Origin of the sequence: Zymobacter palmae (assembly GCF_003610015.1) — a bacterium.
GTDB classification, from domain to species: Bacteria; Pseudomonadota; Gammaproteobacteria; order Pseudomonadales; family Halomonadaceae; genus Zymobacter; species Zymobacter palmae.
This window is the reverse complement of the sequence record NZ_AP018933.1, coordinates 2,042,318-2,067,800: the sequence shown is the minus strand read 5'-3', so window position 1 is coordinate 2,067,800 and position 25,483 is coordinate 2,042,318. Positions and strand designations below refer to the sequence as shown.

Sequence of the window (25,483 nt, the reverse complement as noted above, 5' to 3'; positions counted from 1 at the left end):
ATTGTTGACCCTGCCGCATTGCGCTATCCCAGAACTTGCCGGGCACGCACTAGGGCGCGATACCATAACCGAGAGGGGGGGCCGATTGACGGCAGCCCTTGGGACAGCAGGCTGACGGGGCGACGCTGGCGTTCGTCGTGCTTCGACACCAGTGTCAGCATGTTGCGGCGTGCGCCATAGTGCCGATGAAGGAAGTCAATCGTGTCGTCTTCCAGCTCGATACGGTAGTGGCGTACCAGTGCAAGGGCCAGCGATTCAGCGCTGCGGGAAAGGTCATCGCGTACCTCGCTGACCAGCGCTGCGCCGAGCGCCGCCTTAGAGGCTCCTGACAGGTGAGGTTCGATGGGGCTGAAGTCGGCAGCATGTGTGGCATAGATGGCACGCTGCACCTCGGGGTGTGATAGATGCACCATCGGCTCCAGAATGACGGCAATCTCTATCGCTAGCCGCTTGGCGGTGTCGGCGGTGAACGCACGAGGTGTCTCGCGGTTCAGCCGTGGCAGCACATCGGTATCCAGAAAGGCCAGTAGCTGACGATGAAAGGTGGCCTTGTCGTGATCATCGAGCGCAATGCTGTCTTCGCGGATGCGTAGCCCCGGGCGAGTTCCCTTGAGGTGCAAACGTGGTGTTTCTTCGCTGTGTTTGTCCCAGCGTTCGCTCAGCCGTAGCAGCTGAGCATGATGGCGACCGGTCTGCTCGTAGCCGTGGCGCATGTGTCGGAACAGACGCATTGCATTGGACAGCGTGCGAGCGCTGGTGCGCAGTTGCTGGTGTGTCTCGATATCGTGCCGGTGCGCTTCGACGTGATCGGCCTGTTGGTGGATGCGCTGGGCAAGGTCGTCCATGGCCTCGCGGGTACGTTCCAGCAACACGTCGCTGCGCAGCCCGACCGGGGTATCTTCAACCAGCGTATCTTCCTGCTCTGCTAGATAAGACGATAGCGTGCGCAGGCGCGAGAGCCCCGTGGCCTGTGCGATACGGTAGCGAGAACGTGCGCGTTCCAGCGTGTCGAGCATACGCGCACGTCGCCACTGCCCTTTATACTCGAACATCAGCGTGGGCAGCTCGCGGCCATTGATCAGTTCGAAGGCCAACACCAGCATGGCCTCGACGTCCTTCATCGTCATCAGCAGATCATCGTCTTCTTCAATGGCCGCCAGAATATTCTCGATGAAGTTGGGTGGCCGGGGCACACCGTCGTACAGCTGGGGGGCGCGTCCCTGAAAGCGATCACGCAACAAGCTGGCGGCTTCGGGTGCCAGTTCGTCCAGCGCGGACAGCTGAGCGCTCAGCGTGTCATGATGTTCGTCGTATAGGTCCTGAATACGCGCGAAGAGCCCCTGCCGTCGATAGACGTCGATATCGACCAGCAAGCGGGCATGCGTTTCATCCCCCAGCAGCTCCTGTGCTGCCAGCTCTAGCCCCGCTGGGGAAAGGTCAGGACGACGCAGCAGTAGCGTGGCGGCTTCACGCTGGCGGGCTTCTCCTTCTAGACCTTCCACGCTCAGGTTGCGCGTCGCGTGGATGATATCGGGCAGTGCTGACATCACCCGGGCGATTCGTTGAGCCGCGCGACGATAGCGGCCCGCGCGGCGATAGTTGTTCAAAATGGTGGAGATGATCCCCGACGTCCCTGTCAGTACGGCAAAGAAGAAAAAGAAGATCAAGTTGGCCATTGTTGGTAGGTGCCCATAGCCAAGATAATAACCGCCCAGTGCGCCCGCGATGGTGACGGGGCCGCCAAACCATAGCAAGCTCAGCAGGGTGTTGGTCCATGGCACACTTTCGATGGCTGCTGCCATGCGGCGGATATGAGCATGGCCGTCGCGTTCTAGACGGATGCGGGCGGAAGGGCGTGAGCGGTGTTCGTGCTCGAACGCGTGTCGTGAGCGGAAGAGATGAAAACCCATTGATCTCCTGGCAAGGGTTGCGGTTCAAAAAAAGGTGGATGGCTGGGCGCAATGCCTGCTGTCCGTACTGATGATGCACCGATAGATGAATAGAATAGCGTTCCATGCCCCCAACGCTAGTGGCGGATGACGGCATGGAACGATTCACGGCAGTGATGTGTTGCTAATCGTCATCTTCCTGCTGAGAGCGCTGTTGGATAGGGCGCGCCACAATGTAGACCGCAATAGCCAGTAGTAGTGCTGGCAGGCCAATCAGTGTCGACATGAAGAATGAGATCGGATAGCCGTAGAGATCGACATACAGACCGATGAAGCCTCCCAGCAGTTTGCCGGGCAGAGTCATCAGCGAGCTGAACAGCGCGGCTTGCGTTGCCGTGTAGTGGCGCGATGTCAGCGAGGCAAAGAAGCCGACCAGCACCGTGCCCGCGATTCCGCTGGCAAGGTTGTCTGCCGCAATGGTGGTCGCCAGCAGCATAAGTGGCGTCACACCTAAGGCATGCAACAGGTCGGCCAGCGGAATCAGCATCGCAATGACACCGGCCGCCAGACTTCCCAGTGCACCACCCGGTGCGATGTAGTGCATGGTGGCTTCCGTTCCGCTCAGAGCGACCAATATGTACATCAGGTTGGTCACGCTGGCGAGTAGCGTGCCTACGACCAATAGGCGGAACACGCCATAGCGCGATGTTAGCAGGCTGCCAACGATGCCGCCCAGCAGTGTCATCAGTACACCAAATACTTTGCTGACGCTGCCGATCTGCGCGGCACTGAAGCCCGCGTTCTGATAGAGCGGCATTGCTAGGCTGCCCATGGTCTGGTCACTGAGTCGATAGACGCAGATCATTGCCAGCAACAGCACCCCTAATCCCTTGTAACGGCAGAAGAACTCCACCAAGGGTTGTATCAGCGCACTATAGAGAAATGCTAGGGCGCGATAGAAAGACGGCTTGTCTTTCAAGCGCTCGACCTGTTTAGGCAGCAGCTCATCAGTGGTAATGGTTTCATGGGGCGGCTTGCTCAGCAGTACCGCCAACAGGCCGACGGCTGTGATCAGCGCCATGACAAAATACGCTGCTGACCAGCCGAATTGAGCCCCTATGATGAGTGCACCTGCGCCGCCCACTAGCATCCCCAGCCGGTAGCCGATGATGTAGGTCGAGGCGAGGGCGGTCTGTTCATCGGGGGCCGAAGACAGTTCGATGCGGTAGGCGTCCAGAGCGATATCGTGCGTGGCAGCGGAAAAGGCCGTGACCAACGCATAGAGGATAAGCAGTAGGCGCGAGCTGTTAGGGTCGTGGAAGGCCATTCCGGCCAGGCCGATGATGATGCCGACTTCGCATAGCAGTAGCCAGCTGCGCCGCTTGCCGAGCAGACGGTGCAGCAGTGGTAGCCGGACATTGTCCAGCAGCGGCGCCCACAGAAACTTGAGCGAGAACAGGGCCCCGATCCAGGTCAGCTGAGTCACGGTGGCAACATCGACGCTAGCATCGTGAAACCATGCCTGCAGCGTGGTGAACAGTAGCGGGTACTGCTGACCGGCCACGGCGCTCAGAATCAGTATCAGTAGCATCCGTGGACGAGTGTAAAAACGAAGGTTGCGCAGCCAGCGCTGGGCCGCATTCACAGGGACATCAGGCAATGGGGCCTCCGTTTCGAGCGTGAAGCCGCTGAACCTCAGCGCGCTTCATGATGACAAAAGCATGATGATAGGGAAAACACCGCTGTAGCGACAGGCATCCGCGATGATACGCACGACCGTACAGCGGACATGACAAGGCCCACGCGGCAGAACGCCGGTGGGCCTTGCGGACACGGTGCAGAACGCGGCTTAGCTGGCGCGTTCGTTCAGGAAGTTCGCGATATCCTGTTCCGGCACCATCGTCGGCGCTTCGTCACGACGGCCCTTATATTCCAGCGCACCTTGATCCAGACCGCGGTCACCTACCACGATGCGGTGCGGAATGCCCATCAGTTCCAGATCGGCGAATTTGTTGCCTGGGCGCAGGTCGCGGTCGTCCAGCAGCACGTCAAAACCGGCAGCGGTCAGCTGCTGATAAAGCGCTTCTGAGGCGTCGCGCACGCGTTCTGAACGGTGTGCGTTCATCGGCACAATCGCCACGGTGAACGGTGCGATCGCTTCTGGCCAGATGATGCCGGAGGCATCGTTGTTCTGCTCAATAGCGGCTGCCACCACGCGCGAAATACCGATGCCATAGCAGCCCATGGTCATAACGGAGGCTTGGCCCTGATCATTGAGCACGGTTGCGTTCAGCGCTTTGCTGTATTTATCGCCCAGCTGGAAGATGTGGCCTACTTCAATGCCGCGTGCGATGGACAGCGAGCCCTTGCCATCAGGAGACGGATCGCCTTCGACTACGTTGCGGATATCGGCGACTTTAGGCAGCGGCAGATCGCGTTCCCAGTTAATACCGAAGAAGTGCTGACCATCGACGTTGGCACCGGCCGCGAAGTCGCTCATAACGGCAACAGAGTGGTCAGCGATGATGGGCATGTCGAGTCCGATCGGGCCGAGGGAACCGAAACCGGCACCGATGGCATCGCGCACTTCTTCATCGCTTGCCATCACTAGCGGGTCAGCCACTTCCGGCAGATGAGCGGCTTTGATCTCATTGAGTTCATGATCGCCGCGCACCAGCAGGGCGACTAGACCGCCTTCTGTCCCTTGAACGATCAGCGTTTTGACCGTTGATGTGATCGGTACGCCGTGATGGCTGACCAGTTCGTCGATCGTGCGGCTGTCTGGGGTATCGACTTGCGTCAAATCCTGAGTCGCTGCTGCGCGTTCTGTGGTCGGTGCCAGCGCTTCGGCTTTTTCCATGTTGGCGGCATAGTCGGACTCGGTAGAAAACACGATAGCGTCTTCGCCGGACTGCGCCAGTACGTGGAATTCGTGTGACGCTTCGCCGCCGATGGAGCCGGTATCGGCGATGACTGGGCGGAAGTTCAGGCCCAGACGGTTGAAAATACGGCTGTACGCGTCAAACATCACCTGATAGGTCGCTTCAAGCGAGGCCTGATCGAGGTGGAAAGAATACGCGTCCTTCATAATGAACTCGCGGCCACGCATAACACCGAAGCGCGGGCGAATTTCATCACGGAATTTGGTTTGTACCTGATAGAAGGTAATCGGCAGCTGCTTGTAAGAATTCAGCTCGCGACGCACCAAATCAGTGATAACTTCTTCATGCGTCGGGCCGACACAGAAATCGCGGTGATGGCGGTCTTTTACGCGCAGCAGTTCAGGGCCGTACTGTTCCCAGCGACCGGATTCCTGCCACAGCTCGCCCGGCTGAATGCACGGCATCAGCAGTTCTTGAGCGCCCGCGCGATCCATTTCTTCGCGAACGATGCGTTCTACTTTACGCAGGGTGCGCAGACCCAGTGGCAGCCAGGTATAAAGCCCCGAAGCCAGCTTGCGGATCATGCCCGCACGCAGCATGAGCTGATGGCTGACGACTTCTGCGTCAGCGGGAGTTTCTTTCAATGTCGCGAGGTGTAATTGACTGGCGCGCATGTGACCGGCCTTCCTGAAAAGCAGCGTGTAGGAAAAGTGTTGTAGATATCGCAGGAACGCACGTTTACCGACGGGCGGGCGGCGTTTTCCATCGCGCATTGTACGTGCAATGAACGGGCCTGAAAATGCCTAGTGGCGCAAGAGGATTTTCTGCAAGGCGCTGCGAGCACATTTATCTTCAGTGACATAGACGGCGTTGTCTCGACTAACTGAAGGTTATGGGCGTGTTTCTTTAGGAAATAAAAGCCTGTTTAAGATTGATAAAAGAATGAGGGGGAGACCCGTTCCGAAGGTGTGCTACCGCCGCGTCATGGCGCAAATATCGTTCGGCACAGCATAAGCCCGACACCGGTGCGGTACTTTATAGGGCGCGTTGCGCCATGAAGGGGCTGTTGGCAGGACGTGGCATGGCTTTGGCAGGGTGTTTCTTTATGAAAATGATGACCCATATCGAGTTTAGAGGGTCGTTTTATGTCATCCACCTCCTGCATGCTACCCCGCCATCCGCACTCTAGTGCCGCAGCTACCAATGCCTCGACGCGCACTTACTGGCGGCAGAAGATGACCCTAGTGCGCTGCATTGCCTATGCCCTGCAGGCTCGCCTACATCTTCCAGCCACAATCGAGATCGACGACCTGATTCAAGCCGGTGCCGTTGGTTTGCTGGATGCCCGTCAGCGCTATGATCCTCTGCAGGGGGCTTCGTTTGATACCTATGCGGCACAGCGCATCCGCGGCAGTATGCTGGATGCTCTGCGCGAACGGGACTGGCTGCCACGTAGCGTGCGTCACGACATGCGTCAGATCGAACGCGAGCAGCAGCGTCTTGAGCAGCGGCTGGGGCGGGCAGCAAAGGGCGTGGAAGTGGCTTCATCGTTAAGAATGCCATCGGTGACTTACCACCAGCTGCGTGACGATGTACAGAATGGCCAGCTGCTGTCTTATGAGGGGGAGGGTATCGAAGAGGAAGGCGCAGCATATCACTGCGATAGTCGCTGCCTGAGTGACTCACCCGAGCGATTGTATCAGCGAGAGAATGTACGGGCAGCACTAGGGCATGCGATCGACGAACTGCCGGAAAGATTGCGGATAGTATTGGAAGGGTACTATTTTCAACAGATGACGTTGCGTCAATTAGGCGAACGTCTGGGCGTCAGTGAATCTCGCATCTGCCAGTTGAGGCGACGTACAGAGCGGTTCCTGCGTCGTCGCCTGCTTGAGGAGGGCCATATGGCCGCCGATATCCGGGACCACATGGCGTATTGGGATGCCTCACGCTGAAGATGAGGGTGGTAGGCGAGACGCTGGCAGTAGGCTGTCTAGTATCCAATCCATCACGCGTCCGCCCTCGTCGCATAGGTTGAAGCTATCGGGTGCACGCAGCCACTCATGGATCAGTCCAGACGTGGCCGAGTGGATGGCGCGCGCGGCAATGTCGGGCGGGCAGGTCAATACATAGCCGGCCTTCTGCATGCGTTCCAGTGTCTGCGTCAGTCGGCTGAGGCATTCCAGTGTGATATCGCGCGTGTTGCCTCCCGTCGTGATCTGGTCATAGAACTCGCGACGGAACAGCAAAATGGTGTGCACGCGTTGCACGCGAGGTTGCGACAGCACCTTGAAGACCTGACGAAAATTTTCGCGTAGCGCTTCTAGCGGATTGCTGTGGTCGCTGACACTGGAGAGCTGTTCAAGCAGCTCTTCTGAGGTTACTTGGGCGCGCTGATGCACGGCGTCAAACAGCGCGTCCTTGTCTTTGAAGTGCCAATAGAGTGCGCCGCGCGTCATGCCTGCATGGCGCGCAATCTGTTCAAGAGAGGTGCGAGATACGCCCTGTTCGAGAAATACAGCCTCTGCTGCGTCCAGCAGGGCGTTACGGGTGGCTTCGCATTCAGCCTTGGTACGTCTAGCCATGAGCGTTAGCGTCGTCTGTCGATATAGAAGAAATGAAATGGCAAATCGCCTTCTTGCTCACATCATAACGTGATTATCAACGTTTACATACATACATGTTTGCATCTAAACTCGGGTGCATCCTTCACCACGCGTGCCATCTGCCCTGCCGTCGACACGACAGGCGTTGATAAGGCCAGTTCAGGATTACCATCAACATGATCGAAATTAGCCGTTACAAGCCTGTCATGTGGGGTCTTGCCGCCACTCTGGTCCTGATGGGTACCGGATGTAGCGAAGGCTCTTCTGCAGGTAAAGCTGCCTCAGCAAATGGGGAAAGCGCTCAGAAAGCACCGGCTGCCAAGGCTGAAGTAGCCCAGGTCAGTCGACGCAACATCCCGCTCGACAAACGCTATCCCGCTATGATTCGTAGCGATGCCGCCGTAAGCATCGTCGCGCGTGTCAGTGGGCGTCTGGAGTCGCAGCACTATAAACCGGGCGAGCAGGTTCGTCCCGGACAGCTGTTATACGTCATTGAGCAGGCCCCTTATAAAGCAGAGCTGGCGCAGGCGCAGGCTAACCTAGCCAGCGCTCAGGCAACGTATGAGAACGCTCGCCGCGACAATCAGCGTTACGAAACCCTGTTCCAGAAAGGGGCGATCAGTCAGCAGTCGCGCGACAGTGCACGCAACACGCTTGCCACCTCTCTGGCCAGTGTTCAGCAGACCAAGGCCGCACTTGACAGCGCTCGCATCAACCTCGACTACACCGAGGTCCGTGCACCGACAGCTGGGCAAGCGGGGCTCAACGAAGTCAACATCGGCACGGTCATGACGGCCAACACCGAGCTGACAACCGTGACGCCTGTTGATCCACTCGAAGTGCGCTTCCAGCTGCCTCAACGCGATGCCTTCCAGCTTCGCCAGCAGATCGGTCGTGCCGGAGTGCCTGATGTTCAGGCTGTGCTTGAATTCCCAGGTATTTCCGGCGATGCCGCCTCTAATCTGGTGGGCAAGCTGGACTTCTTAGGCAGCAATGTTGATCAAGGCACCAGTACTGTCGAAGCGCGCGCTAGCTTTAGCAACCCGCAGCATCTGTTCCTGCCCGGGCAGTTCGTTCGCGTTCATCTGCAGAATATGGTGCGCTTCAACGCCTTCGCTGTTCCTCAAATTGCTGTTAAACAGGGGTTGATGGGACCGCAGGTGCTGGTGCTGGATCAGAACAATCACCTGCAAGGGCGTTTGGTCAAACTGGGCGATCAGGCTGGCAACTGGCAGATCATCGACGAAGGGCTGGCATCGGGTGACCGTGTGGTTTTCAGCGATCCAGGCAGCCTGAGTGAAGGCATGACCGTCGATCCGCAGCCGTGGAGCGGTGATCATGACGCTAACGCACAAGACAGTTCTTCCAGCGCTGAGGCTGGCCAGAACAGTGGGGCGTAAAGCATGAATATATCCAGGTTCTTCATTCAGAGACCGATCTTCGCCACGGTGCTCTCGGTCATCATTACGCTGATCGGAGCCATGGCGATGAGGATACTGCCGATCGCGCAGTATCCAGATGTAGTACCGCCGTCGGTCAGCATCACCGCTACCTATCCCGGCGCCAATGCCGAGACGGTGGCGGAAACCGTTGCAGCCCCCCTGGCGCAGCAGATCAACGGTGTCGAGAACATGCTCTACATGACGTCCACGAGTACCGACTCGGGTGTCATGCAGATGAGTGTGTCCTTTGCCGTAGGGTCTGACGGCAACACTGATACCATCAACGTCAACAACCGCGTGCAGCAGGCACTGGCCTCTCTGCCCAGCGAAGTGCAGGCGCAAGGGGTTCAGGTCGATCTGAAGTCTGGCAGCATGCTGATGCTGGTGGCGCTGACGTCTCCGACAGGGGCATACGACCGTACCTATCTGCAGAACTATGCCGCCATCAATCTGACGGATTCTCTCAAGCAGATTTCTGGGGTAGGGGATGCCGCCGTATTGGGGAACAGCGAGTTCGCTATGCGTATCTGGCTTGACCCGAGCAAGCTGGCTCAGTACAGCCTGACGCCTGCCGAGGTCAAGACGGCGATTACCTACCAGAACAAAGCAGTTCCGGCGGGTAACCTTGCGGCAACGCCACAGGGAACAGCCGCACCGTTCACCTATACCATCAGTGCTGGTGGGCGTTTCAATACGGCGGACCAGTTCCGTAATATCATCCTGCGCACCAATAGCGATGGTAGTACGCTGCGTTTGGGAGACGTTGCTCGCATTGAGTTGGGTTCTTCTTCCTATGCTGTGCTGTCGAAAATGAATGGTGGGGGTATGGCGCCCATCATGGTTCAGCAGCAGCCGGGTAGTAATGCGGTATCGACGGTTAATGCCGTTAAGGCACGGATGGCCGAGCTTTCCCAGCACTTTCCGGAAGGCATGAGCTATTCCATCCCCTACGACACTACGCTGTTTATCAACGCGTCGATCGAATCGGTTATCCATACCTTCGTAGAAGCGCTGATCTTGGTGGCGATCATCGTCTTTATCTTCCTGCAGAACTGGCGCGTCATGGTCATTGCCATGTCCGTGGTGCCAATTGCGGTCATCGGGACGTTTGCAGGGATGTATGCCCTAGACTTCTCGATCAACTTGCTGTCTCTATTTGGGATGATACTGGCGATCGGGATCGTGGTGGATGACGCCATTCTGGTGGTCGAAAACGTTGAACGCTTGATGGCGGAAGACAAGAAGCTCTCGATCTTCAGAGCGACTGTCGAGGCAATGCGCGAAGTAAGCGGCCCTGTTGTCGCGACGGCGTTCATTATGGCATCCGTCTTCGTGCCGGTAGGCTTCCTCGGTGGGCTGACGGGGATGATGTACAAGCAGTTCGCGGTAACCATCGCCATTTCGGTGGCTATTTCCGCGGTCGTGGCTCTGACCCTGACACCGGCACTATGCGTTCTGCTGATCCGTCACGTCAGTGAAGAGAAGGGCAATGCTATTGCCCGTGTGCTGCATAAGCCGCTGGATATCTTCAACAAGGTCTTCGACAAGGTCACACATCTGTACATGTTCTTGGTGCGTGCCGCCATTCGTGCTTGGTTTGTTTCGCTTGCCATTCTGGTAGCGGTCAGCCTTGCGGCAGTGCTCATCTACGAACGCAACCCCAGCACGTTGGTACCGACGACCGACCAAGGGATGGTTATGGCGCCGGTCATAATGCCGAGTGCATCGTCACTGGCGCGTACCGAGCAGTATATGGATCAGGTTGCCGCAATTCTGCGGAAAGACCCTTCCATTCAGTATGTGACAGAGATAGTGGGGTACGATCTGACGACCTCGTCCACCAATACGGCGCGTGGGGCGTTCTTCATCACTCTGAAGCCGTGGAGCGAGCGTTCAGAAACGTCGACTCAGTTGCTCGGCAAAATCATGGGTGCGGGGCAGCAGGTGAAGGGCGGTATGGTCTTTGCGGTGAACATGCCGCCGATCATCGGATTGTCGTCGATGGGGGGCTTCTCCGGCTATCTGCAGCCGTACAACGGGGCGTCCTCTGAACAGCTGTATCAGGCTTCCCTGAAAGTGATGGCAGCCGCTGCTAAGCGGCCTGAGCTGGCCGGTGTACGCACGTCGTTCGACGTTAACGTGCCCAGCTATCGCCTGCACATTGACCAGGAAAAGGCTACGGCCTATGGCATTGAACTGAGCACCATTCAGGACACGCTGTCAGGCACGCTGGGTAACAGCTTCGTCAACTTCTTCACGTACCAGAACCGCAACTATCGCGTCTACGTGCAGAACGATGGCGAATACCGCCAGTCGCCTGAAGACCTGAACCGTATCTACGTGTCCAGCAGCAGTGGCAAGCTGATTCCGCTGTCCGAAGTGGCGTCGCTTGAACGTACGACGGCGCCTGTCAACGTGACGCGTATCAATGTGACGACAGGGGCGCTGTTCCAAGGTAGCTCGGCGCCGGGCTATAGCTCCATCGACGCGCTGAATGCCATGAACGACGTGGTGCGTGATACGCTGGGACGCGACTGGGGCATGTCATGGACGGATACGTCCTATCAGGAAACGCATGCGGGTAGTGCTGCCGCACTGGCCATCGTCTTCGGGCTGGTGATGGTATTCCTGATCTTGGCTGCACAGTATGAAAGCTGGGCGATGCCGCTGGCGGTCATGACCTCTGTGCCGTTTGCTTTCCTAGGTGCTGTACTGGCTGTATGGATGCGTGGCCTTGAGGTCAGCGTGTACGTTCAGATTGGCTTCTTGGTGGTCGTGGGGCTTGCCGCGAAGAACGCGATCATGATCGTCGAGTTCGCGGAGTTGGTGCGCAAGGAGCGCGGCCTTAGCATTCGTGAAGCCGCCCTCGAAGCTGCTCACCTGCGTTTCCGCCCAATCATCATGACTTCGCTGGCGTTCATCTTCGGTACGCTGCCGCTGATGCTGGCCTCGGGTGCTGGTGACACCAACAGTCACCATATCGGGACCACCGTGGTGGGCGGTATGCTGTGCGTCATGCTGTTGGCTAGTGTCTTCGTACCGGCGTTCTACTACATGATTGCCTCTGCTCAGCACCGACTGTGGGGTAACCGCAAGTCCACGCATGAGCAGTTCGAAGAAGACCTACATTCGGACGATGCACCGCAACAGAAACAGTGATGCCGTTCCGCTAGCAATACTATAGTGGTCGCAACAGAACACCCCAGCGCTTTGCGTTGGGGTGTTTTTTTGTAAATGAAGGGCAAGAAAAAGACGAACAGTAGTGCGATATAGGAAAGAAAAGGGCTGGGATGACGGTAGGGTAAAGCAAGGTTGTGTCGGCAGAGGGGGGGCTCTTACACGTGTAAAACGCTACGTTGCGTCACTCAATGCGCATAAAGTTCCATGAAAAGACGATGTTTTTCCGCAATGGCATGGGCGATGCACGTCGGGGACATGATCTGTAACGATAAAATCAATACGAAACAATTGAGAAAGATAAGCGAAAGCAGACGGGTTCATACGTGCGTAACTGCAGGATAGGGTCTATCATCCTCTGTGATGTGTGCTGTAGGCATCACAGAGGAAAAGAACCTGTGTTACGGCGCCATGAAAAAGATGAAGCATACCATTTATAATGGACTATGATGTGGTAAACAGCGATTGAAAACGCTGTTCGGATATAGCATCATTCATGAGCTTGAGGCACTTCGGTGCACTGCATCGCCAATGAATCTTCGCTGATTCATGGCATTGCAGAATAAAGGCACTAGAGTAGTTTCATGGCCGCACATTAGCATGGACACGCTTCCGGGGTGGTTTGTTCCTGGCGCGTAAGAGGGAGTTCCAGGCTAGCAGGTTGCCTACAATCGGAACCGCTTCACAGGCACACAGCCGCGAAGCGTTGTATCAAGAAGGAGTCTTGCATGAACAAATCTGCGACTGGCTTATTGCTGGGGTCTGCACTGGTCATGAGCCTTTCCGGCTGTGCCAGCACTAATCATTCCCCGAATGGTGCCGAAGCACCTCACTGGTATCAGAACAAAGTCGTTTGTGGCGTCGCTGGCGCTCTGATCGGCGGCGGCCTTGGCTACGGCGTTAGCAGCGGCGGCAGTCACGAAGGCACTGGCGCAGCTGTTGGTGCTGTGGGTGGTGCTACTGCAGCAGCTCTGCTGTGCAAATCCCCGGAAACCGGCGTAGCCGATTCCGACGGCGACGGCGTACCGGACGATCGCGACCAGTGCCCGGGTACTCCGGCAGGTGTTGCAGTTGACGCACAGGGCTGCCCGCTGGATTCCGACGGTGACGGCGTACCGGACTACCTCGACCAGTGCCCGGGTACTCCGGCTGGTGTAGCGGTAGACGCTAAAGGCTGCCCGCTGGATTCCGACGGTGATGGCGTACCGGACTTCCAGGATCAGTGCCCGGATACTCCGGCTGGCGTCAAAGTGAATGCTCTGGGTTGCCCGGCTAACCTGGTTCTCCACGACATCCACTTCAAGTTCGACTCTTACGAACTGACAGCTGATTCCCAGCAGACCCTGAGCGTTGTTGCACAGCGTCTGGTAGCTAACCCGAATGTTCGCATTCGCGTTGAAGGTCACACCGATGCTACCGGTTCTGCTGCTTACAACATGAAACTGTCCAAAGAGCGTGCGAACTCCGTCATGCGCTTCCTGGTTAGCCAGGGCGTAGGTCAGGAACGCGTTACTGCGGAAGGTTACGGTATGACTCGCCCGGTTGCTTCCAACAAAACCAAAGCTGGTCGTGCTGAAAACCGTCGCGTAGAAATCGCTCCGGTTGACAACAAGTAATGCCTGACGGCTCACGGCTTTGGCCGTGAGTCTTCTTGTGTTACGAGAAGAAGGGCATCCCTCGGGATGCCTTTCTTGTTTCTATATCATCGGCAGTGGCGGCTGAATCATGACAACCGCCTAGGCCTCGATAAGAAAAAAAGGTGCATCAGAAGCGAGAATCGTCTCTGCTGTCATCATCTTCATCATCTTCATCATCTTCATCATCTTCATCATCTTCATCATCTTCATCATCTTCATCATCCGAATCATCCGAATCATCCGAATCATCCGAATCATCCGAATCATCCGAATCATCCGAATCATCCGAATCATCCGAATCAGCCGAATCAGCCGAATCAGCCGAATCAGCCGAATCAGCCGAATCAGCCGAATCAGCCGAATCAGCCGAATCAGCCGAATCAGCCGAATCAGCCGAATCAGCCGAATCAGCCGCATCAGCCGCATCAGCCGCATCAGCCGCATCAGCCGCATCAGCCGCATCAGCCGCATCAGCCGCATCAGCCGCATCAGCCGCATCAGCCGCATCAGCCGCATCAAGCGTCTGCCCCATCTGTACCTTCATGTCTTTCGAACACGCGCTGAAATCGAACGTCTCGCTGAAACAGGCCACTACGGTGGAGCCTAGGTAGAAGCGCCCCATTTCATCCCCTTTGTTCAGCGTGACCTCACCTGCTTCGAACTGCTGGCGCGTGGCATGCTGTGGGTGGGCAGGTTGATAGCGCCCCTGCCAGACGGTTTCGATGCCGGCGACGATCATGGCGCCTACCAGTACCAGTGCCATCGGGCCATAGGGTGTATCGAAGTGGCATACCAAACGTTCATTGCGCGCAAACAGTTCGCTGACATGTGCCGTAGTCGCCTGGTTGACCGAGAACAGGCGGCCGGGAATGTAGCAGGTGGCGCGCAGCGTGCCTTGGCACGGCATATGAACGCGATGGTAATCGCTAGGTGAAAGGTAGACGGTGGCAAAGCTGCCATTGGCGTAGGAACGTGCTTCGTCTTCATCCCCGCCCAGCAGGCTGGTTAGGGTGTAGTACTGTCCTTTAGCCTGAATCATCTCGCCCTGTTCGATGGTACCAAACTGGGACAGTACGCCGTCGGCTGGTGATATCAGCCCCTGTTGAACAGGACGAGCCTCTTCCTTGAGTGCGCGCGTAAAGAACGCATTGAAGTTGGCATAAGCGGTGGGGGACGGCTCGGCGGCTTGCTGCATGTCCACATCGTACATGCGGATGAAGCGACGAATTAGCATGTCCTTCAGCCACGGCGTCTGGTTATCTGCCAGCCAGCCAGTCAAGCGTGTGATCAGATGGTGAGGCAAGGGGTATTGGCAGAGTGAAAAGAGCATGTCTGCTTTCACGGGCGATTCCTAGAGTGAGGGCAGGGGGCGTCGTCGCATGGCTGAGCGCTGACGCTGATTCAATCTGGTGCGGCCCGCTCATGTTCGCTATTAGGCGTGTACGAAAAAGTAGCGGGCGGCGTTGAAGGATGTGGCTGGGGTGCGTTCAGCACGTGATCGGCGTGTCCGTGCGACTGCCCCATTCAAGCCATGCGCCGGGATAGGCGCTGAGTCGAGGATAGCCTAGGTACTGACCCACCAGCCAGGCTAGGCTGCTGCGATGATGGCTCTGGCAGTGCGCTACGATTTGGCGATCGGGCGTTAGGCCGTAGCGTTCCAGCAGCGCCTTCAGCTCGTCTTTGGGGCGCAGGCGGTAGGCGTTATCGGTGTCGAACAGCAGGCGCCAGTCTACGTTGATAGCATCCGGCATATGGCCCAAGCGGGGCGACTGGCCAAGCTCACCGCGATACTCTTCTGGCGAGCGAGCGTCCCAAATCGTGAAGGCTTCCGGTGTCGCCAGCAGTGCTTCGGCGTTGGTAGCAACGTCTTCGTTGCGCCCTTCGATTATATAGTGGGCGCGTGTGGGCAGTGACGGTGTCGTCTCAATAGGGCGGCGATCGGCCCGCCAAGCATGTAGGCCACCGTCCAGCAGGGAATAATGCTTGTGCCCGACCAATGCCAGCGTCCACAGCAGGCGAGACGCCCAGCCACCGCCTTCATCATCATAAGCGACGACATGCGTATCCGTTGTGATGCCAAGGCTGGACAGTAGGGTGGCAATGACGGTGTCGTCCGGGGCTGCGGCGGGCGTCGGTGCTCGTCCATTGAACAGCAGCGTGTAGTCGAGCACGTAGGCACCCGGAATATGGGCGTGAAGGTAGCGCTCGGGTTGGGTCGGTACGTCAATGATCACCACGCGTTCACTGTGGCGATGGGCGTCCAGCTGTTCGGTGCTGACGACAAGTGGAAGCAAGGGGGCGGTCAGTGCATCGGACATGGTGCGAATCTCCCTATGGCCTCGTGAGCGGGCAGTATCGGTAAGATAACGGAGCAGCATGGCATGAAACTAGCATGCTCTATAGAGGGAATATAAAGACCTGACAACAGTTGTCGTCTCTTTGTTCTGTAACGGGTATACTGCACGGGCCGAGTAGTCTACCCCGGATCGAAAAGGGTGTCTGCCCGCAGGATCGCTCGGTGTATGGCCTGCCTGCTCATTACAGCACGCGGGCCATATATCGTTCCAACGACCAGACAGCAATTGGAGTATGCGCGTGCTTGAGCGATATTTTGGTATCAAGGCTCAGGGAAGTACCCTACGGCGCGAGATCATCGCAGGGGCCAGTACCTTTCTGGCGGCAATGTATATCATTGCTGTTAACCCGAACATCCTACACCAGGCAAACATACCGTTCGATCAGGCGCTGACCGCAACGGTACTGATCAGTGCCTTCGGCTGTCTGGCGATGGGGCTTTACGCCAAGAACCCTATCTTGGTTGCGCCCGGTATGGGGCTCAACGCGCTCTTCACCTACACGATGGTCATCGGGCATGGCATGCCGCTGCCGATCGCGTTGGGTTGTGTATTCTGGGCCGGCGTGCTGTTCCTGCTGTTGGCGCTGTTTAACGCGCGCAAATATGTGATCGAAGCCATTCCCGCTTCATTGCGCTATGGGGTCGGTAGCGGTATCGGATTGTTCGTCACCTTGATCGGCCTCAAGAATGCTGGGCTGGTCGTCTCCAACCCAGCCACTATCGTAGGCATGGGTGAAATCTCTCCTTCTCTGGTCGTCTTTCTTATCGGGCTTGCCATCACTATCGGTTGCGTTGTTCGCAAGGTGCCGGGCGCGTTGGTGCTGGGGATTGCTCTGACCACGATTCTGGCCATTCCGGTCGGTCGCTGGTTCGATGACACCCACTTCACGGCGATCACCGAAAGCTCCAAGACACTCGTCAACTACACCGAGATTATCTCGATGCCGTCGTTCGAGCGCTTCAAAGCCGCGCACTGGTCGGATATCGTCGATATCTTCGGGGCTCTTCAGTATAGCTATGTGCCGTTCATCTTCGTGGTGCTGTTCACCACCTTCTTTGATGCGCTCTCGACGTTCATGAGCGTCTGTCAGGCGGGCAATCTGCTTGATGAAAACGGTGAACCGCGTAACCTCAAGCGTTCCATGATGGTCGATGCTTTCTCGGCACTGATCTCTGCCCCGCTGGGCACCAGTTCCGCCAACGCGTTCGTTGAATCTGCCGCGGGGGTCAGCCAAGGGGGTAAAACCGGGATTGTCGCGATTGTCTGCGCGCTGCTGTTCCTGCCGTTCCTGTTCCTATCGCCGCTGTTGCAGCTGGTGCCTTCGCTGGCGACGGCACCGGCACTGGTCATGGTCGGTGTCTTTATGGCGTCGTCGATCGGTGAAGTGGACTGGCGTAATCTGGAAGTTGGGATTCCGGCCTTTTTGGCCATGATCATGATTCCGCTGACCTACTCGATCACACACGGTATTGTGTTCGGCATGCTGTCGTATGTAGTGGTCAAGGTGGCGTGTGGTAAATGGAAGGAAATCCATCCGGCAATGTGGGTACTGTTCCTGCTATCGCTGGGGCTGTTCGCTGTGCCGACGCACTGACGCATCGTGAGCATGATCATGCCCGTATGACGAAAAAAGGCCTCCTGCAACAGGGAGGCCTTTTCTGTTCAAGGGATCATGGAACATGAAATGACCTTCGTGTCAGAGTGCCGAGTGGCCTCTATCGGTGAGGTTCGAGGTGACAGTTATTTCAGCAGCGCGCGTTTGCCGCGCAGGAAGGGAATGAACTGCTGATGAGTCAGCGTGCGCACTTTGAGTGCTTTTTTGAGCGATTTCCCGAGTGTAACGACCGTATCACGGTTCTGCTGGGTCTGACGCTTGCCGATACGGCGCAGCAGGTAGTTAAGTTCGTGATTTTCGCTGAAGTTGACGCGTTGGTACTCGAATGACATGGTGTTTTCCTTTTGTTATTGAATGCGGGATTACTATAACAATCGTTTCGCTTTGAAATAAATAATGCACATTTGTGGTCGGAATGAGCACAATACGAGGCGATAGCTGCACATAGGATGCGCAGTAAAAATGTCGTCTTTGTGCGTCGCCCACTTCTGTGAAGCAGTGTCGATATCAAGCGGGCACTGCGTTGTCGTTCCACTCAATACCGCGTGCTGTAACGCTTCAATAGAAAGCAATGGCGCGCATGACTGCTTTCTCTCGATCATCACAAGGTGGGCTAACCCCTATGACGTCACCTTCCACTTCTTCCTCATTCGTGGTGCCACCCGAAGATACCCGCCTAGGCGGCGGTAAGACGCTGGCCTACGGTATTCAACACATCCTGACCATGTACTGCGGGATCATTGCGCCACCACTGATCATCGGGCCTGCTGCTCATCTGTCTCAGGTGGAAACTGCCGCGCTGGTAACAGCGGCGCTGTTCGTCAGTGGGCTGGCGACGCTGCTACAGAGTCTGGGTATCTGGCGCATCGGTGTGCGCTTGCCGCTAGTGCAGGGGGTATCGTTCACTGGTGTGGCAACCATGCTCAGTTTGCTGAGCGGTGGGTGCAGCCTGCCGGTGATCTTCGGTGCCATCATAGTGTCGTCAGTGTTGGGATTCTTGCTGGCACCATGTTTTGCCCAGATTGTCAGGCTGTTTCCGCCCGTCGTGTCTGGCAGCGTAGTCACGGTGATTGGGTTGTCGCTGGTACCTGTTGCGATCAGTTGGCTGATGGGCGGGTATGGCCCTGACGCGGGCAGCATGAGCAATATCGGGCTGGGCATGCTGACACTGGTGATTGTGCTGTTGATCCAGCGCCTTGCGCCGCCCGCGGTACGACCATTGGCGATCTTATTGGGCATGGTGTGTGGCTATCTGATCGCATGGGCCTGCGGCAAGGTCACTTTCGTTTCGGATGGCAGTGCTTGGGTGGCGCTACCGGCACTATTCGCTTTTGGGCTGCCGCAGTTCGATATCAGTGCGATTCTGTCAATGACATTGATTATGGTGGTGTTGCTGGCTGAGACCACCGCCGGGCTGCTGGCCGCAGGGGAGGTCGTTGGAACACGCATGGACGCGCCGCGCATCGCTAATGGGCTGCGTGCCGACATGCTATCGAGCGCACTATCACCGATCTTTGGTTCGTTCTCGCAGAGCGTCTTCATTCAGAATATCGGACTGATCGCGATCACAGGCGTTAAGAGTCGCTTTGTGGTGGCGGCTGGTGGGGCGCTGCTGGTCGTGCTGGGGCTGTTGCCTTTTTGGGGGCAGGTGGCGGCTTCCATTCCGTTGCCGGTACTGGGTGGCGGCGGCGTACTGCTGTTCGGTACGGTTGCCGCTAGCGGTATCCGTACGCTGGGGCGCGTCGACTATGAGCGCAACAGCATGAATCTGGTGATCGTAGCCGCATCGCTGGTAATGGGCTTGGTGCCGGTCATGATGCCGAACTTCTATGCTCATTTCCCCGAATGGGTGCGTGTGTTGATGAGCTCTAGTATTGGTACGAGCTGCTTGGTAGCGGTGCTGTTGAATCTGCTGTTCAACGGTGTGTCGCGTCAGCGCAGCGATGACTGATGATAGTGGCGCACGGTGAGTAGAGTGATCGGTGGTCTAGCGGATGTGGTGCCGACCTTCCCTGAAAGAGTGATAGCCGCAAGGGGGGGGCTGCGCCGTCGGTGATGTTCGGTGTATCAGCGGGGCTATGCTTGTCAGGAAATGCAGTATTTCTTTCAGGATATGCAGCGAATGTGCGATCATTGGCGGTTTATCGCTGCCTTTAGTAGGCCGTTCAGAGAAGACTCAGAGCCGTCGTCATGTTTCCCTTTTCCCGTTTTTCTCGCTATTTCATTGAAGTGGCCCGCCACGGCAGTCTGCGCAAGGCCGCTGACTCGCTGGGCATCTCGGCATCTGCCATCAATCGGCAGATTCTGAGCGTTGAGGAGTCGCTTGAGGTGCCGCTGTTCGATCGCCTGCCTTCGGGGTTGCGACTGACGGCGGCCGGAGAGCTGTTGTTCGACGATATCATGCGCTGGCAGAAGGAATTCATGCGCTCCTGCGAGCGTATCGACGACCTGAAAGGTGTCAGCCGTGGTCGTGTGGATATCGCGATGATTGACGCCGCGAGTGAAGGTCCGCTAGCGCACGCGTTGGCCGCGCTCGGGCAGGAACTGCCTGAGATGGTGTTCGAGCTGCACGTTGAGGACAACCATCGTATCGTCGAGAAGATCGAGTCGGGGGAGGTCGATTTCGGTATTTTGCTCGATCCCAAGGAAAGCTCGTCGCTGGCCGTGCACACGCTGATCGACGTGCCACTGGGAATTGCGATGGCCGTCGATCATCCGATGGCGGGGCGCAAAAGCATTTCGCTAAGCGCGGTGCTGGATGAGCGCCAGATGCTGCCTGCGGCGCCGCTGATCGTCAGCGATGCAGCGGCAACACTGTATAGCCGTCACGGGATTGATCCGCACCAGCTGTCGAGCTGCGATAATATCCGTCTGATGCGTACGCTGATTCGTGAAGGGGCGGCGGTGGGGGTGCTGAGTCTTCTGGACGTGATGCCTGATCTGGCCAGCAGGCAGATTGCCTTTGTGCCTTTTAAGGGCAGTCAGCGGCGTAGCTTATCGCTGGCGCTGTGCATTCCGCCGCGACGTCAGCTGTCGCGGGCGGCACTGGAAGCCATTGAGCGCGTGGCGCAGACAATGACTTCCATGGTGGCCGGAGAGCATTGATTCAGGAGGCTGTCAGCGAGTGGACGATGCGCTGGTAGCTTTCGAAACGGGCCAGGTCGATTTTGCCTTCCGCGACCGCTTCGCGCAGAGCACAGCCGGGTTCTTCGCGGTGCATACAGTCGCGAAAGCGGCAGTGTCCCAGAAACGGGCGAAATTCGACGAAACCATCGGTCACCTGCTGTTCGGTCAGGTGGCCAAGTCCGAATTCACGGATCCCCGGAGAGTCGATCAGATCACCGCCGGCGGGGAAGTGGTACAGCCGCGCGGTGGTGGTGGTGTGCGTTCCCTTGCGGCTGTCTTCAGACAGTGCGCCGACGCGGATGTCTTCACTGGGCAGTAGGGTATTGATCAATGATGATTTGCCCACGCCCGATTGGCCGACGAACACGGTAGTGAGGTCTTTCAACGCCTCGCGCAGTACGTCTAGGCCATGTTGTTGACGAACGGAGGCGGGCAGCACGTCGTAGCCCAGTCGCTGATAGCGTGCCTTGAGCGTATCGAGTTCTGGATCGGCGGGTAGGTCGGTCTTGTTGATGACCAACGCCGGTGTGATGCCCGTGGCTTCGGCGGCGACCAGATAGCGGTCGATCAGGTTGGCGAACGGCACCGGCTCGACGGCTACCACGATCAGGATACGGTCGATGTTGGCGGCTACCGGCTTGAGGATGCCGCGGGCATCGGGGCGTTCCAGCGTTGAATGACGATCGAAGCGGCCGACCACAACGCCCAGTCCATCTTTCAGTTCACGCCAGCTGACGATATCGCCAGTGACCAACGATTCCAGATTGGCACGCTGGTGACAGCGAAACCGCTTGCCTGCAACCGCTTCTTCTTCCATCCCCTCCACTTCGAGCGTACGGCCAAAATGCGCGATCACGCGGCCGCGGTGCTCGGGCCCCATCGCCTCTTCATCGAGGGCGGCCTCTTTCTTGTCGGCGCGGCGATTGCGTTCTGCTTGGATCTTGTCGATGCGCCAGCGCTGTTGACGTGTCAGTTTGCGGCCCGCCATGAATGAACAACCTCACTACTCGAATGAAAAGGAACGATGATGCTACGTATCAGCGTAGCCGAGCGCGCGCCGTATCGACGCGCAATGGCGTTGATCGCCGTGCGTTCAGACCCTGCATCATGCCATGAACACTGCCAGACTGCGATTCCTATGATGGTCGACTGCTGCGAGTAGGTTTCTGCTCTGGTGGGTAATGGGGTTCGATACCGTGGGCGCGTCACGCTATCATGGTCGTTTCTGAGAGACCGTTTGCCTTCATTACCTTCTTTCTTCTTTATCTAGGACATCACGTATGAGCCAGCAGGCTGCAATGGCAGATCGCTTGATCTGGATTGATCTGGAAATGACGGGGCTTGATCCAGAGCATGAACGCATTATCGAAGTCGCTACGATCGTCACGGACAGCGACCTGAATGTCATCGAGCAAGGGCCGGTCATCGCTGTGCACCAGCCAGACGAGCTGCTGGAAAACATGGACGAGTGGAACACGCGCACGCATACCGGTTCGGGTCTGGTGAAGCGCGTGCGCGAAAGCGCCGTCAATACCGCGCAGGCGGAACAGATGACGCTAGAATTTCTGCGTCAGTACGTTGACGCGGGCGTATCGCCGATGTGTGGCAACAGCGTGCATCAGGATCGCCGCTTTCTGAACAGTGAAATGCCCGAGCTGGCTTCTTTCTTCCACTACCGCAATCTGGATGTCTCGACGCTGAAAGAGCTGGCGCGTCGCTGGAAACCGTCGATTTTGGGCGGCTTCAAGAAAAAGGCCACCCATCAGGCGCTGGATGATATTCAGGAATCTATCGCTGAGCTGACCTACTACCGTGAGCACTTCCTCGCGCTGTAATCGCGCGTGAGGCCGTGTGTCGCCACTCGGTGTGATAGCGCGCAGTTAGTCGGCGGGCGATACGGTGATCAGGGCACTCTGGCGGTGTTGCTGCTGATCGAGCGCCCAGCGTACGTGTTCCTGTACGAGCGCTGAAGGGTAATCGAGACGCGCTTCCAGTGCGGCTACGACCTCGGCAGAATACGGGGCATTGCCCAGCCCGACGGCCATGTTGCGCAGCCATTTTTCATAGCCAATGCGGCGAATGGGGCTGCCTGCCGTGCGGTCGAGGAAGTCATCTTCACTCCAGTTAAACAGGGTCAGTAGATCGGTACGGTCAAGGTCGTGACGAGGAGCGAAGTCGTCTTCCTGACTGGCCTTGGCAAAGCGGGTGAATGGGCAGACCAGCTGGCAGTCGTCGCAGCCGTATACGCGATTACCCATCATCGAACGAAGTTCTTCCGGGATCGGGCCATTCAGTTCAATGGTGAGGTACGAGATGCAGCGTCGTGCGTCGACCACCTGATCGTCGACGATGGCTTGGGTCGGGCACATGTCACGGCAACGCTGGCATTTCCCGCAGTGGATCTTGTCGTACGGCTTGTCGATGGGCAGCGGCAGGTCGGTGAACAGTTCGCCTAGAAAGAACAGCGAACCGGCCTTGGGGTGGAGAATCAGCGAATTTTTGCCAGTCCAGCCCAGCCCCGCTTTCTGAGCAAGGCCCCGTTCGAGCACGGGAGCAGAGTCGACGAAGGCACGATGGCCGAACGGGCCGACCGCCTTTTCGATCTGTTTAGCCAGTGTTGACAGGCGCTTGCGGATCACCTTGTGATAGTCACGCCCGAGCGCGTAGCGCGAAATGTAGGCTTTGCTGGGCTGGCTCAGTACTTTGGTGGTTTCGACTTCGGGGGGCAGGTAGTTCATACGCACGACGATGATGCGCTGGGTACCTTCGACCAGCAGTTCGGGACGCGTCCGTAGCTCGCCGTGGCGTGCCATGTAATCCATTTCGCCGTGATAGCCAGCGGCCAGCCAGCGTCGATGGCGCTCGGCATGCTCGCCCAGATCGACATCCGTGATGCCCACTTGCTGAAAGCCTAGTTCGCGGCCCCAAAGCTTGATCTGTTCGGCCAGCGCGGCCATGTCGGGCGTGTCAGGAGAGGGCGGTGTACTCATGGGCGTCAGCAACCATAGCCAGAAAAACGCTCATGGTACCTGAAAGTGTGGCGTGGCTTCAGCATGGCAGGAACACTGAACGAAGATGAGGATTGCCTGTCGATGACAACGGGTAACAGTGGTTGCGCAATGACCGCATCCCGGCAGGCGTTAAGGTATGATGCTCATCATGAATATTAGGCCTTTCCTTCAGGAGCTGCGTCATGAGTACTCCCGCAAACAGTCAGCGGCCCACGGTGCCGACGGCTTCCCTACCGCTTGAAGAACAGCCACTGTCGCGGCGGCTGTATACCGCCGAGCAAGGACGCGCGCTGGATGCGATCGCCTGCCGTATGGCGGGGGCGTTCGGGTTAATGCACCGCGCGGGCCGTCGCGCCTTTGACGTGGCAAGGCAGCGCTGGGCGCATGCGCGTCGACTGGTGATTGTCTGTGGCGGCGGTAACAACGCCGGTGATGGCTATGTTGTGGCGGCGCTTGCCCGGCGTGCGGGACTGTCGGCGCAGGTTTGGGCGCTGGTGCCGCCCGCGGAACTTAAGGGTGAAGCGGCTGAAGCTGTCGCTCTGGCGCGCGCCGAAGGCGTGACGTTCGAGGCTTCGGCTGCATCGCTGGCCGAGGCTGATCTGATCGTTGATGCGCTGTTGGGCACGGGCGTACGCGGGCAGGTCGACGGTGCTTATGGCGCCGCGATTGATGCAATCAATGCCGCCGGCATGCCTGTGCTGGCGCTGGACCTACCGTCGGGCCTGCAGTGTGATACTGGTGCTGGTCAGCCCATCGTGCAGGCTGACGTGACGGTAACGTTCATTACCCGCAAGCCCGGACTGTTTACCGGAATGGGTCCCGATCATGCGGGCGACGTCGTCTTTGCAGCCTTGGGTGTGGACGATCAGTGGCGCATGCAGGCGGAATGGAGCGGGTGGGTGTTGCATGATAGCGATCGCGCACGTCATCTGCCCGCCCGCCGTCCCAGTACCCATAAAGGGCACTGTGGTCAGCTGCTGGTGGTCGGTGGACAGCAGGGCTTTGGCGGCTCGACCATTTTGAGCGCTGAGGCTGCCGCTCGCGTCGGTGCCGGTAAAGTCAGTCTGGCAACGGACACCGCGCATATTGCCCCCGCGCTGGTGCGCTGTCCTGAGGTGATGGTGCGTGGCGTACGCAATGCGCATGACATCAGTGGGCTATTGGCACAGGCGGACGTAGTGGCGGTCGGGCCGGGGTTGGGTCAGCAGGCGTGGGGCGAGGGGCTATTTGACGCGGTGTTGGGCCGCCAAGGGCCCTGCCTGATTGATGCCGATGGGCTTCATCTGTTGAAGCGCATGGCGGCTGGCGAGCGCCGTGACGACTGGATTCTGACCCCCCATCCCGGGGAGGCCGCCATGCTGCTGGACTGTTCGGCCGCCGATATTCAGGCTGATCGCTTGGGTGCCGCACGTGCGCTGTGGCAGACATGGGGGGGAATCGTGGTGCTGAAAGGTAACGGCACGCTGGTCATCGGGGGAGATACCCCGCAGCAGTTGGCGCTGTGTCCCTATGGCAATCCGGGCATGGCCTCTGGCGGTATGGGTGATGTGCTGGGCGGCATGATTGCAGGGCTTTGGGCACAGGGGCTGTCCGCGTTCGATGCGGCCAGCATAGGTGTGCTAGTGCATGCGCAGGCCGCCGACGATGCGGCACGAGAGGGCGGGCAGCGGGGGCTGTTGGCAAGCGACCTGGCAGACCATGCGCGTCGCCGGGTGAATCCTGATTCTGCAGGTTGAGTGGA

General features: G+C 57.9%; 18 protein-coding genes. 9 read left to right on the top strand and 9 right to left on the bottom strand.

What is annotated here, in order from left to right:
- Positions 1–23 precede the first annotated feature (23 nt).
- From ZBT109_RS09270 to ZBT109_RS09260, 3 genes are all read right to left on the bottom strand, one after another.
- The gene (locus ZBT109_RS09270; protein ID WP_051523801.1) at positions 24–1,910 is read right to left on the bottom strand and encodes a hypothetical protein; all 1,887 of its coding nucleotides are present in this window, start codon (positions 1,908–1,910) and stop codon (positions 24–26) included.
- A gap of 163 nt (positions 1,911–2,073) precedes the next feature.
- Positions 2,074–3,549: an AmpG family muropeptide MFS transporter gene (locus tag ZBT109_RS09265; protein WP_051523802.1), complete on the bottom strand. Its 1,476-nt coding sequence runs from the start codon at positions 3,547–3,549 to the stop codon at positions 2,074–2,076.
- Positions 3,550–3,738: 189 nt separating this feature from the next.
- The gene (locus tag ZBT109_RS09260) at positions 3,739–5,445 is read right to left on the bottom strand and encodes a proline--tRNA ligase (RefSeq protein WP_027705176.1); all 1,707 of its coding nucleotides are present in this window, start codon (positions 5,443–5,445) and stop codon (positions 3,739–3,741) included.
- Positions 5,446–5,916: 471 nt separating this feature from the next.
- Here ZBT109_RS09260 and fliA point away from each other — a divergent pair, with 471 nt between their 5' ends.
- Entirely contained in the window at positions 5,917–6,726 is an 810-nt protein-coding gene (fliA, locus tag ZBT109_RS09255) for an RNA polymerase sigma factor FliA (protein WP_232012835.1), read from the top strand.
- Here the strand turns inward: fliA and ZBT109_RS13865 are convergent.
- Positions 6,718–7,356 carry a TetR family transcriptional regulator gene (locus ZBT109_RS13865; protein ID WP_051523803.1) on the bottom strand — a complete coding sequence of 213 codons (639 nt, stop codon included), beginning with the start codon at positions 7,354–7,356 and terminating at the stop codon, positions 6,718–6,720. The two genes, fliA and ZBT109_RS13865, sit on opposite strands and share 9 nt — an antisense overlap.
- 197 nt (positions 7,357–7,553) lie before the next feature.
- Between ZBT109_RS13865 and ZBT109_RS09245 the strand changes: the two genes are divergently transcribed.
- From ZBT109_RS09245 to ZBT109_RS09235, 3 genes are all read left to right on the top strand, one after another.
- The gene (locus ZBT109_RS09245) at positions 7,554–8,777 is read left to right on the top strand and encodes an efflux RND transporter periplasmic adaptor subunit (RefSeq protein WP_051523804.1); all 1,224 of its coding nucleotides are present in this window, start codon (positions 7,554–7,556) and stop codon (positions 8,775–8,777) included.
- A 3-nt stretch (positions 8,778–8,780) separates the two neighbouring features.
- Positions 8,781–11,978 (top strand): efflux RND transporter permease subunit, encoded by a 3,198-nt coding sequence (locus ZBT109_RS09240; RefSeq protein WP_051523805.1) that lies wholly within the window; start codon positions 8,781–8,783, stop codon positions 11,976–11,978.
- Between the two features lie 746 nt (positions 11,979–12,724).
- Positions 12,725–13,612: an OmpA family protein gene (locus tag ZBT109_RS09235; protein WP_027705177.1), complete on the top strand. Its 888-nt coding sequence runs from the start codon at positions 12,725–12,727 to the stop codon at positions 13,610–13,612.
- Positions 13,613–13,760: 148 nt separating this feature from the next.
- On the opposite strand, the gene asd is transcribed toward ZBT109_RS09235, so the two are convergent.
- The gene (gene asd, locus ZBT109_RS09230) at positions 13,761–14,975 is read right to left on the bottom strand and encodes an archaetidylserine decarboxylase (RefSeq protein WP_331813028.1); all 1,215 of its coding nucleotides are present in this window, start codon (positions 14,973–14,975) and stop codon (positions 13,761–13,763) included.
- Positions 14,976–15,120: 145 nt separating this feature from the next.
- Positions 15,121–15,951, bottom strand: coding sequence for a sulfurtransferase (locus ZBT109_RS09225; protein ID WP_027704920.1), 831 nt, complete (start codon positions 15,949–15,951; stop codon positions 15,121–15,123).
- Between the two features lie 271 nt (positions 15,952–16,222).
- Here ZBT109_RS09225 and ZBT109_RS09220 point away from each other — a divergent pair, with 271 nt between their 5' ends.
- Positions 16,223–17,584, top strand: a complete 1,362-nt coding sequence (locus ZBT109_RS09220; protein ID WP_027704921.1) for an NCS2 family permease — start codon at positions 16,223–16,225, stop codon at positions 17,582–17,584.
- A 146-nt stretch (positions 17,585–17,730) separates the two neighbouring features.
- Here the strand turns inward: ZBT109_RS09220 and ZBT109_RS09215 are convergent, their stop codons facing one another.
- On the bottom strand, positions 17,731–17,937 hold the full coding sequence (locus tag ZBT109_RS09215) for a hypothetical protein (protein WP_027704922.1): 207 nt from the start codon (positions 17,935–17,937) through the stop codon (positions 17,731–17,733).
- Between the two features lie 290 nt (positions 17,938–18,227).
- On the opposite strand from ZBT109_RS09215, the gene ZBT109_RS09210 reads away from it, so the two are divergent.
- Both ZBT109_RS09210 and ZBT109_RS09205 read left to right on the top strand, forming a co-directional pair.
- Complete coding sequence (locus ZBT109_RS09210; protein WP_038277990.1) at positions 18,228–19,556, top strand: nucleobase:cation symporter-2 family protein; 1,329 nt, start codon at positions 18,228–18,230, stop codon at positions 19,554–19,556.
- A 239-nt stretch (positions 19,557–19,795) separates the two neighbouring features.
- The gene (locus ZBT109_RS09205; RefSeq protein WP_027704924.1) at positions 19,796–20,710 is read left to right on the top strand and encodes a LysR family transcriptional regulator; all 915 of its coding nucleotides are present in this window, start codon (positions 19,796–19,798) and stop codon (positions 20,708–20,710) included.
- Position 20,711: 1 nt separating this feature from the next.
- Here the strand turns inward: ZBT109_RS09205 and rsgA are convergent, their stop codons facing one another.
- Positions 20,712–21,719 (bottom strand): small ribosomal subunit biogenesis GTPase RsgA, encoded by a 1,008-nt coding sequence (gene rsgA / locus ZBT109_RS09200; RefSeq protein ID WP_027704925.1) that lies wholly within the window; start codon positions 21,717–21,719, stop codon positions 20,712–20,714.
- 292 nt (positions 21,720–22,011) lie between these two features.
- Here rsgA and orn point away from each other — a divergent pair, with 292 nt between their 5' ends.
- A complete protein-coding gene (orn, locus tag ZBT109_RS09195) occupies positions 22,012–22,566 on the top strand; it encodes an oligoribonuclease (RefSeq protein ID WP_027704926.1) in 555 nt (184 codons plus the stop codon).
- A gap of 45 nt (positions 22,567–22,611) precedes the next feature.
- On the opposite strand, the gene queG is transcribed toward orn, so the two are convergent.
- The gene (queG, locus tag ZBT109_RS09190) at positions 22,612–23,721 is read right to left on the bottom strand and encodes a tRNA epoxyqueuosine(34) reductase QueG (protein ID WP_027704927.1); all 1,110 of its coding nucleotides are present in this window, start codon (positions 23,719–23,721) and stop codon (positions 22,612–22,614) included.
- A gap of 203 nt (positions 23,722–23,924) precedes the next feature.
- Between queG and ZBT109_RS09185 the strand changes: the two genes are divergently transcribed.
- Positions 23,925–25,478 (top strand): NAD(P)H-hydrate dehydratase, encoded by a 1,554-nt coding sequence (locus tag ZBT109_RS09185; protein ID WP_084261770.1) that lies wholly within the window; start codon positions 23,925–23,927, stop codon positions 25,476–25,478.
- Positions 25,479–25,483 lie beyond the last annotated feature (5 nt).

Coding starts and splice junctions, on each gene's coding strand:
- ZBT109_RS09235 (WP_027705177.1), top strand. CDS start 12,725: ATGAACAAATCTGCGACTGGCTTATTGCTGGGGTCTGCACTGGTCATG.
- ZBT109_RS09215 (WP_027704922.1), bottom strand. CDS start 17,937: ATGTCATTCGAGTACCAACGCGTCAACTTCAGCGAAAATCACGAACTT.
- ZBT109_RS13865 (WP_051523803.1), bottom strand. CDS start 7,356: ATGGCTAGACGTACCAAGGCTGAATGCGAAGCCACCCGTAACGCCCTG.
- orn (WP_027704926.1), top strand. CDS start 22,012: ATGAGCCAGCAGGCTGCAATGGCAGATCGCTTGATCTGGATTGATCTG.
- ZBT109_RS09225 (WP_027704920.1), bottom strand. CDS start 15,951: ATGTCCGATGCACTGACCGCCCCCTTGCTTCCACTTGTCGTCAGCACC.
- ZBT109_RS09185 (WP_084261770.1), top strand. CDS start 23,925: ATGAGTACTCCCGCAAACAGTCAGCGGCCCACGGTGCCGACGGCTTCC.
- fliA (WP_232012835.1), top strand. CDS start 5,917: ATGTCATCCACCTCCTGCATGCTACCCCGCCATCCGCACTCTAGTGCC.
- ZBT109_RS09220 (WP_027704921.1), top strand. CDS start 16,223: ATGCGCGTGCTTGAGCGATATTTTGGTATCAAGGCTCAGGGAAGTACC.
- ZBT109_RS09205 (WP_027704924.1), top strand. CDS start 19,796: ATGTTTCCCTTTTCCCGTTTTTCTCGCTATTTCATTGAAGTGGCCCGC.
- ZBT109_RS09245 (WP_051523804.1), top strand. CDS start 7,554: ATGATCGAAATTAGCCGTTACAAGCCTGTCATGTGGGGTCTTGCCGCC.
- ZBT109_RS09210 (WP_038277990.1), top strand. CDS start 18,228: ATGACGTCACCTTCCACTTCTTCCTCATTCGTGGTGCCACCCGAAGAT.
- ZBT109_RS09240 (WP_051523805.1), top strand. CDS start 8,781: ATGAATATATCCAGGTTCTTCATTCAGAGACCGATCTTCGCCACGGTG.
- ZBT109_RS09260 (WP_027705176.1), bottom strand. CDS start 5,445: ATGCGCGCCAGTCAATTACACCTCGCGACATTGAAAGAAACTCCCGCT.
- ZBT109_RS09270 (WP_051523801.1), bottom strand. CDS start 1,910: ATGGGTTTTCATCTCTTCCGCTCACGACACGCGTTCGAGCACGAACAC.
- queG (WP_027704927.1), bottom strand. CDS start 23,721: ATGAGTACACCGCCCTCTCCTGACACGCCCGACATGGCCGCGCTGGCC.
- rsgA (WP_027704925.1), bottom strand. CDS start 21,719: ATGGCGGGCCGCAAACTGACACGTCAACAGCGCTGGCGCATCGACAAG.